12 protein-coding genes are annotated in these 13990 nt (G+C 55.8%); 9 read left to right on the forward strand and 3 right to left on the reverse strand.

Annotated features, from left to right (window positions below):
* Window positions 1–3: 3 nt before the first annotated feature.
* From infB to ABIB18_RS07340, 8 genes are all read left to right on the forward strand, one after another.
* A complete protein-coding gene (gene infB / locus ABIB18_RS07305) occupies window positions 4–2697 on the forward strand; it encodes a translation initiation factor IF-2 (protein ID WP_031375411.1) in 2694 nt (897 codons plus the stop codon).
* A 65-nt stretch (window positions 2698–2762) separates the two neighbouring features.
* Window positions 2763–3170, forward strand: a complete 408-nt coding sequence (rbfA, locus tag ABIB18_RS07310) for a 30S ribosome-binding factor RbfA (RefSeq protein WP_031375410.1) — start codon at window positions 2763–2765, stop codon at window positions 3168–3170.
* Window positions 3170–4114, forward strand: a complete 945-nt coding sequence (gene truB, locus ABIB18_RS07315; protein WP_031375409.1) for a tRNA pseudouridine(55) synthase TruB — start codon at window positions 3170–3172, stop codon at window positions 4112–4114. The genes rbfA and truB overlap by 1 nt, the downstream gene beginning before the upstream one ends.
* A 131-nt stretch (window positions 4115–4245) precedes the next feature.
* The gene (rpsO, locus tag ABIB18_RS07320; protein WP_003851063.1) at window positions 4246–4515 is read left to right on the forward strand and encodes a 30S ribosomal protein S15; all 270 of its coding nucleotides are present in this window, start codon (window positions 4246–4248) and stop codon (window positions 4513–4515) included.
* A gap of 311 nt (window positions 4516–4826) precedes the next feature.
* Window positions 4827–6962 carry a polyribonucleotide nucleotidyltransferase gene (gene pnp, locus ABIB18_RS07325; protein ID WP_069728795.1) on the forward strand — a complete coding sequence of 712 codons (2136 nt, stop codon included), beginning with the start codon at window positions 4827–4829 and terminating at the stop codon, window positions 6960–6962.
* 129 nt (window positions 6963–7091) lie between these two features.
* On the forward strand, window positions 7092–7976 hold the full coding sequence (gene nlpI / locus ABIB18_RS07330; RefSeq protein ID WP_031375407.1) for a lipoprotein NlpI: 885 nt from the start codon (window positions 7092–7094) through the stop codon (window positions 7974–7976).
* Window positions 7977–8081: 105 nt separating this feature from the next.
* A complete protein-coding gene (gene yrbN, locus ABIB18_RS07335) occupies window positions 8082–8138 on the forward strand; it encodes a protein YrbN (protein WP_098053093.1) in 57 nt (18 codons plus the stop codon).
* A gap of 16 nt (window positions 8139–8154) precedes the next feature.
* A complete protein-coding gene (locus ABIB18_RS07340) occupies window positions 8155–10068 on the forward strand; it encodes a DEAD/DEAH family ATP-dependent RNA helicase (protein WP_031375406.1) in 1914 nt (637 codons plus the stop codon).
* Between the two features lie 57 nt (window positions 10069–10125).
* Here the strand turns inward: ABIB18_RS07340 and ABIB18_RS07345 are convergent, their stop codons facing one another.
* Entirely contained in the window at window positions 10126–10872 is a 747-nt protein-coding gene (locus tag ABIB18_RS07345; RefSeq protein WP_031375405.1) for an SDR family NAD(P)-dependent oxidoreductase, read from the reverse strand.
* Between the two features lie 186 nt (window positions 10873–11058).
* On the opposite strand from ABIB18_RS07345, the gene ABIB18_RS07350 reads away from it, so the two are divergent.
* Window positions 11059–12018 carry an AraC family transcriptional regulator gene (locus ABIB18_RS07350; protein WP_046289158.1) on the forward strand — a complete coding sequence of 320 codons (960 nt, stop codon included), beginning with the start codon at window positions 11059–11061 and terminating at the stop codon, window positions 12016–12018.
* Here the strand turns inward: ABIB18_RS07350 and ABIB18_RS07355 are convergent.
* The gene (locus ABIB18_RS07355) at window positions 11980–12990 is read right to left on the reverse strand and encodes a luciferase-like monooxygenase (protein ID WP_312055270.1); all 1011 of its coding nucleotides are present in this window, start codon (window positions 12988–12990) and stop codon (window positions 11980–11982) included. The genes ABIB18_RS07350 and ABIB18_RS07355 overlap by 39 nt on opposite strands.
* A gap of 115 nt (window positions 12991–13105) precedes the next feature.
* On the reverse strand, window positions 13106–13984 hold the full coding sequence (locus ABIB18_RS07360; protein WP_031375402.1) for a U32 family peptidase: 879 nt from the start codon (window positions 13982–13984) through the stop codon (window positions 13106–13108).
* Window positions 13985–13990: the final 6 nt, after the last annotated feature.

Below are 13990 nucleotides of genomic sequence, written 5' to 3' on the forward strand. Positions count from 1 at the left end.
AGCATGACAGATGTAACCGTAAAATCGCTGGCCGCAGAAATTCAGACTCCGGTCGATCGCCTGGTACAGCAATTTGCTGATGCGGGGATCCCTAAGTCTGAAAATGACGCAGTGACCCAGCACGAGAAAGAAACCTTATTGTCTCACCTGAATCGTGAGCACGGTCAGGTCGGTTCAGCTAAGCTGACGCTGCAGCGTAAAACGCGCAGCACCTTGAATATTCCAGGCACCGGGGGTAAAAGTAAGTCGGTGCAAATCGAAGTCCGCAAAAAGCGCACATACGTGAAAGGTGATGCAGAGTCTGAGCAAGCTCAGGCCGAAGCAGAAGCCGAGGCGCAGCGTGAAGCGGAAGAGCAGGCGCAACGCGAGGCTGAAGAAAAAGCCCGTCGCGAAGCTGAACAGAAAGCGCAACGTGAAGCCGAAGAGAAAGCCAAGCGCGAAGCCGCTGACAAGGCCAAACGTGCAGCAGCGGAAAATGAGAAAGTGACAAATCAACCTACCGACGAAGTGACCAAGGCTGCGCAGTCCGATAAAGCCCGTCGCGAAGCTGAAGCTGCCGAACTGAAGCGTAAAGCTGAAGAAGAAGCCCGCCGTAAGCTTGAAGAGGCTGCCCGCCTCGTAGCAGAAGAAGCCCGCCGTCTGGCCGAAGAGAAGTCAGCTGAATGGGAAAAACCGGAAGAAGAGGATAAAGGCGACTATCACGTCACCACTTCGACCCATGCCCGTCAGGCTGAAGACGAAAATGACCGTCAGGTTGAAGCGGGTCGTGCGCGTGCGCGTACTACTGCTAAAGCTGCGCGTCCGGCGAAAAAAGGCAACAAACATTCTGAAGCCAAAACTGACCGTGAAGAAGCGCGTGCGCAGATTCGTGGTGGTAAAGGCGGTAAGCATCGCAAACCAAGCGCCTTGCAGCAGGGCTTTAACAAGCCAGCCCAGGCGGTTAACCGCGATGTTGTGATTGGTGAAACCATTACCGTAGCCGAACTGGCTAACAAAATGGCGGTGAAAGGTTCTCTGGTCATCAAAGCGATGATGAAGATGGGCGCCATGGCGACCATCAACCAGGTTATCGACCAGGAAACTGCACAACTCGTTGCCGAAGAGATGGGCCACAAAGTGACCCTGCGTCGTGAAAACGAGCTGGAAGAAGCGGTAATGGACGATCGTGATACCGATGCAGCGCAGGAATCTCGCGCACCGGTTGTGACCATCATGGGCCACGTCGACCACGGTAAAACCTCACTGCTGGACTACATCCGCTCCACCAAAATCGCCTCTGGCGAAGCGGGCGGCATTACTCAGCACATCGGTGCATACCACGTTGAAACCGATAACGGCATGGTCACCTTCCTCGACACCCCAGGCCACGCCGCGTTTACCGCAATGCGTGCACGTGGTGCGCAGGCGACTGACATCGTTATCCTGGTGGTAGCAGCAGACGATGGCGTGATGCCACAGACTGTCGAAGCTATTCAGCACGCCAAAGCGGCCAAAGTGCCGGTTGTGGTTGCGGTGAACAAGTGCGATAAGCCAGAAGCCGATCCGGATCGCGTTAAAAACGAACTGACTCAGTACGGTATCATTCCGGAAGAGTGGGGCGGCGAAAACATGTTCGTCAACGTGTCTGCGAAAGCGGGTACCGGCATTGACGATCTGCTTAACGCTATCCTGCTGCAGGCGGAAGTGCTGGAACTGACCGCTATCCGTGAAGGTATGGCGAGCGGCGTGGTAATCGAATCGTTCCTCGATAAAGGTCGTGGTCCGGTTGCAACCGTGCTGGTACGTGAAGGTACGCTGAACAAAGGCGACATCGTGCTGTGTGGCTTCGAATATGGCCGCGTTCGTGCAATGCGTGACGAACTGGGTCGCGAAGTAACAGAAGCGGGTCCGTCTATCCCGGTTGAGATTCTGGGTCTGTCCGGTGTGCCGGCTGCCGGTGATGAAGCGACCGTGGTCCGTGACGAGAAGAAAGCGCGTGAAGTGGCACTTTATCGTCAGGGCAAATTCCGCGAAGTTAAACTGGCTCGCCAGCAGAAATCTAAGCTGGAGAACATGTTTGCTAACATGACCGAAGGCGAAGTGTCTGAACTGAACATCGTGCTGAAAGCGGACGTTCAGGGTTCTGTGGAAGCGATCTCCGACTCCCTGCTGAAACTCTCCACCGACGAAGTGAAGGTGAAGATTGTCGGTTCAGGCGTGGGCGGGATCACCGAAACCGATGCGACGCTGGCTGCGGCCTCTAACGCCATCATCCTTGGCTTCAACGTCCGTGCCGATGCCTCTGCGCGTCGCGTCATCGATGCAGAAAGCCTGGATCTGCGCTACTACTCCGTCATCTATAACCTGATTGACGAAGTGAAAGCGGCGATGAGTGGTATGCTGGCTCCGGAATACAAACAGCAGATCATTGGTCTGGCTGAAGTCCGCGACGTGTTCAAATCACCGAAATTCGGTGCAGTGGCAGGTTGTATGGTGACCGAAGGCAACATCAAACGTCACAATCCAATCCGCGTCCTGCGTGACAACGTGGTGATTTACGAAGGCGAGCTGGAATCTCTGCGTCGCTTTAAAGATGACGTCAACGAAGTGCGTAACGGCATGGAGTGCGGTATCGGCGTGAAAAACTACAATGACGTCCGTGTCGGCGATATGATTGAAGTCTTTGAAGTGATTGAAGTTAAACGCACCATCGCGTAAGTCACTGCTGATGTGATGCAATTTGGGAGGCCACTGGCCTCCCGAATTATTTGGGAGAAATAATGATGGCGAAAGAATTTGGTCGCCCGCAGCGCGTTTCACAAGAGCTGCAAAAAGAGATTGCGATGATCCTGCAGCGCGAGATTAAAGATCCGCGTCTTGGCATGATGGTCACCGTCTCCGGTGTTGAAGTCTCACGTGATCTGGCTTACGCCAAAGTGTTCGTGACCTTCCTGAATGATAAAGATGAAGAAGCGGTAAAAAATGGCCTGAAAGCGCTGAAAGAAGCCTCAGGTTATATCCGTATTCTGCTCGGCAAAGCGATGCGCCTGCGTATCGTGCCGGAGCTGACCTTCTTCTACGACAACTCGTTGATCGAAGGGATGCGCATGTCTAACCTCGTCAGCAGCGTCGTGAAAAACGATGCTGAGCGCCGTGGCCCTGACGCCACCGGTGAAGACGAGGAGGCGTAATGAGTCGTCCGCGTCGTCGCGGTCGCGACGTCCATGGCGTGTTGTTGCTGGATAAGCCACAAGGCGTCTCGTCGAATGATGTGCTGCAGAAAGTGAAGCGTATTTTTAACGCCAACCGCGCAGGACACACCGGCGCGCTTGATCCGCTGGCGACCGGCATGCTGCCGATTTGCCTGGGTGAAGCGACGAAGTTTTCACAGTATCTGCTGGACTCCGATAAGCGTTATCGGGTGATTGCTCGCCTCGGGGAGCGCACTGATACCTCCGATGCCGATGGCAACGTGGTGCAGACGCGCCCGGTGAGCTTCAGTCAGGCAGAACTGGATGCGGCACTGGACAGCTTCCGCGGCGAAACGCTGCAGGTGCCGTCGATGTTTTCTGCGTTAAAGCATCAGGGCCGACCGCTGTATGAATATGCGCGTCAGGGCATTGAGATTGCGCGCGAGCCGCGTCCGATCACCGTCTACGAATTGCAATTTATTCGCTGGGAAGGTGATGAACTGGAGCTGGAAATCCACTGCTCCAAAGGGACCTATATCCGCACTATCATCGATGATCTGGGCGAAAAGCTCGGCTGTGGTGCGCACGTTATCATGCTGCGTCGGGTGCAGGTTGCACGCTACCCGTATGAGCGCATGGTCACGCTGGAACAGCTCAATGGTTTGCTGACTGCCGCGACCGAAGCCGGTCTTCCGCTGGAAACCCAGCTCGATCCGCTGCTGCTGCCGATGGACAGTCCCGCTGCGGATTTCCCTGAAGTGAATTTGTTGTCTACCGCGGCGGCGTACTTCAAACAGGGACAGCCCGTGCAGGCCAGCAACGTGCCGGCGCAGGGACTGGTCCGGGTCACCGAAGGCGAGGCGCGTAAATTTATCGGCATGGCGGAAATCGCCGACGATGGCCGCGTGGCGCCCCGGCGTTTAGTGGTTGAGTATCAGGATTAAGTGGCGTGATGTTTTTTCGCTGATAGCGCAATTGCGTTGCTATCGGGCGAAGAGTAGAATAGCGCGGCTTTAAAGCGGGATGCTGAATTAGAGATCGGCACCCATACATTCATTTTTTACTGGAGTTTATTATGTCTCTAAGCGTAGAAGCTAAAGCAGAGATCGTTGCTAAATATGGCCGTGGTGCTAACGACAGCGGTTCAACCGAAGTTCAGGTTGCCCTGTTGACTGCGCAGATTACTCATCTGCAGGGTCACTTCTCTGAGCACAAAAAAGACCACCACAGCCGCCGCGGTCTGCTGCGCATGGTATCTCAGCGTCGTAAGCTGCTGGACTACCTGAAGCGTAAAGACGTTGCACGCTACAGCAGCCTGATCGAAAGCCTCGGTCTGCGTCGCTAAGTCTGAAAAATCGGGTCGTCGGCGCGTCATGCAGCGTTTTTGCACCGTACGTGACCTGCGATCGGATTTGTGCGAGTTTCGCGAAAAGGGGGCCTTTATGGCCCCTTTTTTCGAGCAATCGGCAGCAATCCGGACCAAACTCATGTATTGTTGCTTAGTGTGATCTTTGTTTGCAGAGTTTCGCGCGGCTAATGAGAGGCTTTACCGCAGGGGCGGTTAAGGGTTGTCATTAGTCGCGAGGGATGCAACTAAAGATCGGTAATCAATGGCAGGCTACAGATAGCCGTGCCCCGAAGTTAAGGACTTTGATTTTGCTGAATCCGATCGTACGCAAATTCCAATATGGTCAACATACCGTAACGCTGGAAACCGGCATGATGGCTCGCCAGGCGACTGCCGCTGTGATGGTGAGCATGGACGATACCGCGGTATTCGTTACCGTTGTCGGCCAGAAAAAAGCGAAACCAGGTCAGGACTTTTTCCCTCTGACCGTTAACTATCAGGAGCGTACCTACGCTGCTGGTCGTATCCCAGGCAGCTTCTTCCGTCGTGAAGGACGCCCAAGCGAAGGCGAAACCCTGATTGCGCGTCTGATTGACCGCCCGATTCGTCCGCTGTTCCCGGAAGGCTTTGTTAACGAAGTCCAGGTCATTGCGACCGTGGTTTCCGTGAACCCACAGGTTCACCCGGACATCGTGGCAATGATTGGTGCTTCTGCTGCGCTGGCTCTTTCTGGCCTGCCATTCAACGGCCCAATTGGCTCCGCGCGCGTCGGCTACATCAACGATCAATACGTGCTGAACCCAACGGCCGATGAGCTGAAACAGTCTCGTCTGGATCTGGTGGTTGCCGGTACGCAGAATGCCGTTCTGATGGTGGAATCTGAAGCTGAGATCCTGTCAGAAGAGCAGATGCTGGGTGCGGTGGTATTTGGCCACGATCAGCAGCAGGTTGTGATCGAAAACATTAACGCGCTGGTCGCCGAAGCGGGCAAACCTCGCTGGGACTGGCAGCCAGAAGCCGCAAACACCGCGCTGATTTCTCGCGTGGCTGCGCTGGCTGAAGCGCGCATCAGCGATGCTTACCGCATCACTGATAAGCAGGAACGTTACACCCAGGTTGGCGTGATCAAAGATGAAACCATCGCTGCGCTGCTGGCTGAAGATGAAACGCTGGATAGCGCTGAAATTGGCGATATCGTTCACAGCCTTGAAAAGAATGTGGTTCGTACCCGCATTCTGAACGGCGAACCGCGCATCGATGGTCGTGAGAAAGACATGATCCGTGGTCTGGATGTGCGTACTGGCGTGCTGCCACGTACTCACGGTTCTTCGCTGTTCACCCGTGGTGAAACGCAGGCGCTGGTAACCGCGACGCTGGGTACCACCCGCGATGCGCAGAATCTGGATGAGCTGATGGGCGAACGTACCGACAGCTTCCTGTTCCACTACAACTTCCCTCCGTACTCTGTCGGTGAAACCGGCATGGTCGGTTCGCCTAAGCGTCGTGAAATTGGTCACGGTCGTCTGGCGAAGCGCGGCGTGTTGGCCGTGATGCCAAAAGCGGAAGAATTCCCGTACACCGTCCGTGTAGTGTCGGAAATCACCGAATCTAACGGTTCTTCATCAATGGCTTCTGTCTGTGGTGCCTCACTGGCACTGATGGATGCAGGCGTACCGATCAAGGCTGCTGTTGCCGGTATCGCGATGGGTCTGGTGAAAGAAAACGAGAAGTTTGTTGTTCTGTCTGACATCCTGGGCGACGAAGATCACCTGGGCGACATGGACTTCAAAGTAGCTGGTAGCCGTGAAGGTATCACCGCGCTGCAGATGGACATCAAAATCGAAGGCATCACGCGTGAAATCATGCAGGAAGCGCTGAACCAGGCCAAGGGTGCGCGTCTGCACATTCTGGGCGTCATGGAACAGGCTATCAGCACCCCGCGTACTGAGATTTCTGAATTCGCACCGCGCATTTACACCATCAAAATCAGCTCTGATAAGATCAAAGATGTGATCGGTAAAGGCGGCTCAGTGATTCGTGCACTGACCGAAGAGACTGGCACCACGATTGAAATCGAAGATGATGGCACGGTGAAAATTGCCGCGACCGATGGTCTGAAAGCGAAAGAAGCGATTCGTCGTATCGAAGAGATCACCGCAGAGATCGAAGTGGGCCGCATTTACAGTGGTAAAGTGACCCGCATCGTTGACTTCGGCGCCTTCGTCGCTATCGGCGGTGGTAAAGAAGGTCTGGTGCACATTTCTCAAATCGCCGATAAGCGCGTTGAGAAAGTGACCGACTATCTGCAGATGGGTCAGGAAGTTCCGGTTAAGGTGATGGAAGTTGATCGCCAGGGCCGCGTTCGTCTGAGCATTAAAGAAGCGACAGAATCTAAGCCGCAGACTGAAGAAGCTGCAGCGGTGAGCACACCTGACGCTGAATAAGTCGTTGCTGATTTGCCCCTCCTTGCCTGGCAGGGAGGGGCGTTTGTGTCATCGCGAGGGCGGGAATCCTTGTGCACAGCAGGCGGATGACAGGATGGTTATCCCAATGTTTGTATTCGGGAGTGGGAAATGAAGCCTTTTCTGCGCTGGTGTTTTGTTGCGACAGCTTTGACGCTGGCAGGATGCAGCAACTCCAATTGGCGTAAGAACGAAGTTCTTGCAGTACCTTTACAGCCCACACTGCAGCAGGAAGTGATTCTGGCGCGCATGGAACAAATTCTTGCCAGTCGTGCCCTCACCGATGATGAACGCGCACAGCTGTTATATGAGCGCGGAGTGTTGTATGATAGTTTAGGTCTGCGGGCATTAGCGCGGAACGATTTTTCGCAAGCGCTGTCTATAAGACCAGATATGCCAGAAGTGTTTAACTACTTAGGCATATATTTAACGCAGGCGGGCAACTTTGATGCCGCCTATGAAGCGTTTGATTCTGTACTTGAGCTTGATCCAACTTACAACTATGCGCATTTAAACCGTGGTATCGCCCTCTATTACGGCGGTCGATACAAGTTAGCGCAAGATGATCTGCTGGCGTTTTATCAAGACGATCCTAACGATCCTTTCCGCAGTCTGTGGCTCTATCTCGTTGAACGTGAGATGGATGTCGACAAGGCAAAAGTCGCGCTTCAACAGCGTCACGACAAAGCGGTCAGAGACCAATGGGGATGGAATATTGTCGAGTTCTACCTGGGTGACATCAGCGAAAAGTCGTTGATGGAAAGTCTCCAGGCGGACGCAACGGATAACACCTCGCTCGCTGAACATCTCAGTGAAACCAACTTCTATTTAGGTAAGTACTACCTAAGTCTGGGGGAGAAGGACGACGCGAAAGCGTTGTTCAAACTGGCGGTGGCCAACAACGTCAATAACTTTGTTGAACACCGATACGCATTGTTGGAACTGGCGCAACTCGGCCAGGCACAAGACGATTTATCAGAATCTGACCAGCAATAGCTGACGAACTTTAATTGCCTGTAAAACCTGTCAAGTCATCATCTTCAGGGATGAGGGCTTTTCTGTTCGTCAAAACTTCTAATTTGAGCCGGTTCACACTTTTTGATGAAAATGACTGAAAGTTTTCACGACGAGTTATGTAGACTGGCCGCCGCAATCTAAGAGGCACGTGTACTACATGACTGATATTCAAACCACTTTTGCTGACCTTGGCCTGAACGCCGACATCCTTGAATCACTGAATGGCATGGGCTACGTTAAGCCATCCCCAATCCAGGCTGAGTGTATTCCTCACCTGCTGGCGGGCCGTGACGTGTTAGGCATGGCGCAGACCGGGAGTGGTAAAACCGCGGCGTTCTCTCTGCCGCTGTTACACAACATTGATCCTACTGTTAAAGCGCCACAAATCCTGGTGCTGGCACCGACCCGCGAACTGGCGGTACAGGTTGCTGAAGCAGTTACCGAATTCTCTAAACATATGCGTGGCCTGAACGTGGTTGCCCTGTACGGCGGCCAGCGTTATGACGTGCAGCTGCGCGCACTGCGTCAGGGACCACAGGTTGTTGTGGGTACGCCTGGCCGTCTGCTTGACCACCTGAAACGCGGCACGTTAGACCTTTCTAACCTGCGTGGCCTGGTGCTGGATGAAGCAGATGAAATGCTGCGCATGGGCTTCATCGAAGACGTTGAAACCATCATGGCGCAAATTCCAGCCGATCATCAGACCGCGCTGTTCTCTGCAACCATGCCGGAAGCGATTCGTCGCATCACCAAACGCTTCATGAAAGATCCACAGGAAGTGCGTATTCAGTCAAGCCTGACCACACGTCCTGATATCAGCCAGAGCTACTGGACCGCTTACGGTCGTAAAACAGACGCACTGGTTCGCTTCCTTGAAGCTGAAGACTTTGATGCTGCCATCATCTTCGTGCGTACCAAAAACGCAACCATGGAAGTGGCAGAAGCGCTGGAACGTAGTGGCTATAACAGCGCCGCGCTGAACGGTGATATGAACCAGGCTCTGCGTGAGCAGACGCTGGAGCGCCTGAAAGATGGTCGTCTTGACATCCTGATCGCGACTGACGTTGCGGCCCGTGGCCTTGACGTTGAGCGTATCAGCCTGGTGGTGAACTACGACATTCCGATGGACGCAGAATCTTACGTTCACCGTATCGGCCGTACCGGTCGTGCGGGCCGTGCCGGTCGCGCCCTGCTGTTCGTTGAGAACCGCGAGCGTCGTCTGCTGCGCAACATCGAACGTACGATGAAGCTGACTATTCCTGAAGTAGAGCTGCCAAACGCAGAACTGCTGGGTCAGCGTCGTCTGGCTAAATTTGCGGCTAAAGTCCAGCAGCAGCTGGAAAGCAGCGATCTGGATCAGTACCGTGCGCTGCTGGCTAAGATGCAGCCAGAAGAAGAGATGGATCTGGAAACACTGGCAGCTGCACTGCTGAAGATGGCACAGGGCGAACGTCCTCTGATTCTGCCACCAGAAGCACCGCGTCCGGCACGTCGCGAATTCCGCGATCGTGATGAGCGTGATGGCCGTCGTGACAGCCGCGAAGCGCGTGACTCACGTGGTCCACGTGAAAGCCGTGATGGCGACCGTCCACGTCGCGAGCGTCGTGACGTTGGCGAAATGCAGCTGTATCGCATCGAAGTGGGTCGCGATGATGGTGTTGAAGTTCGTCACATTGTTGGTGCGATTGCTAACGAAGGCGACATCAGCAGCCGTTACATTGGTAACATCAAGCTGTTCGGCACTCACTCAACCATCGAGCTGCCGAAAGGCATGCCAGGCGATGTGCTGCAGCACTTCACCCGTACGCGTATTCTGAACAAACCGATGAATATGCAGCTGCTGGGTGATGCACAGCCGAACGAAGGCCGTGGCGATCGTCGTCCAGCCGGTGGTGAGCGTCGTGGTCCTGCTGGTGCAGGCGCGGGCGCAAACCGTGAAGGTGGTCGTCGCTTCTCTTCTGAACGCCGTGAAGGTGGTCGTGAAGGCGGACGTAGCTTCAACCGTGAAGGTGGTCGTGGTCCACGTCGTGAAGATGGCGCTGCCGCAGCACCACGTCGTCGTGACGCATAACAGTCGTTAAGTCGTGATAAAAAGGGAAGCCTTCGGGCTTCCCTTTTTTTATGCCTGTCAGGCGCCGCCGCTGATCATCACGCGCTCGCCGCTGACGTAGGCTGACTCCTCAGAGGCGAGAAACAGCGCCACCTGGGCGACATCTTCCGGCAGTCCAAACCGTCCCAGCGGTGTAGCCGCCAGCAGTTGCGCCTTGAGCTGCGGGCTGATCTTCTTGGCTGCCAGCAAACCCTCGGTCAGGATCATCCCCGGCGCTAATGCATTGACCCGAATATTTTTTGCCCCCAGCTCCCGTGCCAGACCCTGGGTCAGGGTATCAATCGCCCCTTTGGTGGCGGCCCACAGCACCGAGCCAGGAGTACTGTTTTTGCTGTTGAGGGCGCTAAGGTTAATGATGCTGCCACCGTGCGGCGGAAAGTGGTGAATCGCCTGCTGACACACCAGCATGGTGCCGAGCAGATTAACGTCGATCTGCTGGCGCATTACCTCCAGCGTCAGGGCTGCAAAGTCACCGTGATGGAAACTGCCGGCATTATTGACCACGATATCCGGTGCCCCGAACTCCGCCACGGTGGTGGCAAACAGCCGCTCAACCTCGTGAGGTTGTGAGATATCCGCCTGTACCGCCACCGCTTCGCTGCCCAGCGACAGAATATCGCTCACCACATCGGCCGCACCCGGCTCGTCCTGGCGATAGTTGACCACCACGCGCGCGCCAGCGGTGGCAAAAGCGATGGCAATCGCCGCGCCAATACCTTTTGACGCGCCCGTCACCAGCGCTATTTTGTTTTCCAGAGCTTTCATAATATTGTTCTCTGTCGTAATGATTGCGTCGGTAGACTATGCGCGCTGGTGCCGGATGTGGGTAGCGCAATCCTGCAAGCTTTTTGCACGATCCTGCAAAGATGACCGGGCAAGGCGGGTGTCGTGATTAACTTACGTTAAGATCTGCCGCATCTGAATACAGAGCGGACGGAGACGGGAGGAGTGATGACAGAAGCCCCTGAGTGGCAAGCGCTGGCGCAGCTGATCGATCGTCACGCGCCGAGTGATGGCCGGCACACCAGCGCCATAGATTGTCTGTTTTTTGGCCGTAGTTCAGCCCCCAGCGAGCCGGTGCACATTGCCCAATGGGCCAGCTTTGCGCTGGTGGCGCAGGGCGGTAAAGCGCTGCATATCGGGGATGAGATCCTGCATTACGGGCCGGGTGATTTGCTATTAGTGACGCTGGATATGCCGGTCCGCGGCTGCGTCACCGTTGCCACGCCGGAAAAGCCCAATCTGGGTATCGGCATCACCATCAATGAAACCCGGTTAATGCGTTACCTCGAGCAGTTTCCGCCCGTGCTGCCGCTGTCGCAGGCACGCAGCGAGCGGGGCATTACGGTGCATAAGATGTCACCGCTGCTGGTCGATGCGGTGATACGGCTGGTGCGCTTGCTCGATCATCCGCAGGATATCGCCGCGCTGGCGCCGTTGATTGAACAGGAGATTTTCTATCGACTGCTGACCGGGCCGGAAGGACCGCGCATTCTGAATATGGCGCTGGCAGAGCGCCCCGGCAACCGGGTGGCGCAGGCGGCGCGCTGGCTAAGGGAAAACTTCCACCGACCGCTGAAAATTGATCAGCTCGCCAGCAACGTCGGGATGAGCGTCTCGTCGCTGCATCATCACTTCAAAGCGGTGACGGCGATGACGCCGATGCAATACCAGAAGCAGCTACGGCTGAATGAGGCGAGACGCCTGATGCGGGTGGAAAAGCTGGATGCAGGGACGGCGGGCTATCGGGTAGGGTATCAGAGCGCTTCGCAGTTCAGCCGGGAGTACAGCCGCTTTTATGGCCGATCGCCGGCGCGTGACAGTCGGCAGCTGGCGGTGGGTGCCGATGGCTTGCCCCCACCGCCGGCAGAATTACAGACTGCGGGCCGCTTCCATCGCAATGGCGAATGAACGCAGACGCGCCTCGGTATCGAAAATCTGGCCGTTGACCATGATCTCGTCAGCCTGAGTTTCGCGCATCAGCGAAGCCAGACCGTGACGCACTTTGTCGCTATCGCCGACCAGCGACATGCTCAAGGCCTGCTGCACGCCATACTGTTCTGACGGCGACCAGAGATTATCCATGTTCTCAACCGGTGCGGGTAACGGGCCAGGCTTACCGCGGCGCAGGTTAATAAACTGCTGTTGCTGCGAGGTAAACAGGAAGCGCGCATCACGTTCGCTGTCGGCAGCCACCACGTTGATACAGACCATGGCGTAAGGTTTTTCAAGACGCGCCGACGGCTGGAAGTTTTCACGGTAGACGTGCAGCGCCTGGAACAGCTGGTCGGGCGCGAAATGCGAAGCAAAGGCGAACGGCAGACCCAATTTGGCTGACAGCTGGGCGCTGTAGAGGCTGGAACCAAGCAGCCAGACCGGAATTTTCAGCCCCAGACCGGGCACCGGTTGTACCGCCGGCTGTTCGCCCGGTTCGGCATCGAACCAGCCGATCAGTTCAGCGACATCATCCGGAAACGTATCGGCGTGCATGCTGGAGAGATGTCGACGCAGCGCCATCATCGTACGCTGATCGGAACCGGGCGCGCGGCCCAGGCCTAAATCAATACGGCCGGGATACAGCGAGGCCAGGGTGCCAAACTGCTCGGCAATCACCAGCGGCGCATGGTTAGGCAGCATAATGCCGCCGGAGCCGAGCTGTAGCGTGTCGGTATTCGCCGCCAGATAACCAATCAGCACCGAGGTAGCGGCACTGGCAATGCCGGTCATGTTGTGATGTTCAGCCAGCCAGTAGCGCTGGTAGCCCAGCTTTTCAGCCTGACGCGCCAGCGCCAGCGACGTGTGGAACGCCTCACGTGCGGTCGCGCCCTGGGGGATCGGCGCCAGATCCAGTACGGACAGACGAAGAGGTTTTTTCTCAGACATGGCTACTCCCGTTATATGGCGCAGACGTCAGATTCTGCACCTTTTAGTATTACGCATCATTCCTTATATTAAAACTGCTAACCTCAGCAGGAATATAGCCGGTATGTGCTTTTACTCAGGATGCCAGCGTCATGCCCGCCAGTTTGCGCCAGTAGCCATTACAATCGTTGCCTTTCGCCACCATCAGCGGTGCCTGACCGTTTTCATTGGCGCGGAAGCGATCGATCTCCGCCAGGGTTCCACTATCCTGCGGCGAGAGCCGCACGCAGTCGACCCAGCGATGCATGCCTGGCAAATCGTTGCCGAGGTTATAGCAGTAGCCGCTCATGGTCTGAATACCGTTAAGCACGAATACCTGCTGACCTTCCTGCGACAGCACGCGACGACCTTCAGGATACTTGATGCAGCAGGTTTCACAGGCGTCTTTGGCACGGTTTTCTGAACGCGCGGTAAAGCAGCGCGCAGATAACGCCAGCGGCAGATGGCCATAGCCCAGCACTTCGACCTGAAACTGCTGCCGGATACCCCGTTCTTCGCACTGTTGCAGCAACTGCAGTAGCCAGTCGCGCGACATCTCAACCGGCATGCACCAGCGCGTCATGCCTTCTTTTACCAGCAGCTGCAGCGTCTCGGCGTTATAGACATTCAGCGTCGGCCCGGCAACAAACGGCAGATGGCGCTCGGCGGCCATATTCACCGTGCCGATATCATTGGCTTCGATCAGAAACTCGCCATTTTCAACGTAGCGCTTCAGTTCTTTCAGTTCCGACGGCGATTGCAGCAGCGCCAGGGTGCTAAGCACGACCTGTTTGCCACTGGCAGCCAGTTCGCGGGCCAGCGTCATCCAGTCGGCATAACTGGTGGCGCGTCGTTTGCTGCACACCGCTTCGCCGAGGTAGATGATATCCGCACTGCTGCGGGCTGCCTGCTGATAAAAGTTTTCCAGTGTTTCGGTTGGCCAGTACCAGAGCACCGGTCCCAGGGCATATTGCATCATGAC

The sequence above is a fragment of the Pantoea sp. UYEF8 genome (genome assembly GCF_040546285.1).
Lineage (GTDB): Bacteria > Pseudomonadota > Gammaproteobacteria > Enterobacterales > Enterobacteriaceae > Pantoea > Pantoea brenneri.

Excerpts from the sequence above, each read along its gene's own strand:
- rbfA (WP_031375410.1), top strand. The coding sequence starts at position 2,763 with ATGGCGAAAGAATTTGGTCGCCCGCAGCGCGTTTCACAAGAGCTGCAA.
- ABIB18_RS07345 (WP_031375405.1), bottom strand. The coding sequence starts at position 10,872 with ATGAAAGCTCTGGAAAACAAAATAGCGCTGGTGACGGGCGCGTCAAAA.
- infB (WP_031375411.1), top strand. The coding sequence starts at position 4 with ATGACAGATGTAACCGTAAAATCGCTGGCCGCAGAAATTCAGACTCCG.
- ABIB18_RS07350 (WP_046289158.1), top strand. The coding sequence starts at position 11,059 with ATGACAGAAGCCCCTGAGTGGCAAGCGCTGGCGCAGCTGATCGATCGT.
- nlpI (WP_031375407.1), top strand. The coding sequence starts at position 7,092 with ATGAAGCCTTTTCTGCGCTGGTGTTTTGTTGCGACAGCTTTGACGCTG.
- truB (WP_031375409.1), top strand. The coding sequence starts at position 3,170 with ATGAGTCGTCCGCGTCGTCGCGGTCGCGACGTCCATGGCGTGTTGTTG.
- rpsO (WP_003851063.1), top strand. The coding sequence starts at position 4,246 with ATGTCTCTAAGCGTAGAAGCTAAAGCAGAGATCGTTGCTAAATATGGC.
- ABIB18_RS07355 (WP_312055270.1), bottom strand. The coding sequence starts at position 12,990 with ATGTCTGAGAAAAAACCTCTTCGTCTGTCCGTACTGGATCTGGCGCCG.
- ABIB18_RS07360 (WP_031375402.1), bottom strand. The coding sequence starts at position 13,984 with ATGCAATATGCCCTGGGACCGGTGCTCTGGTACTGGCCAACCGAAACA.
- ABIB18_RS07340 (WP_031375406.1), top strand. The coding sequence starts at position 8,155 with ATGACTGATATTCAAACCACTTTTGCTGACCTTGGCCTGAACGCCGAC.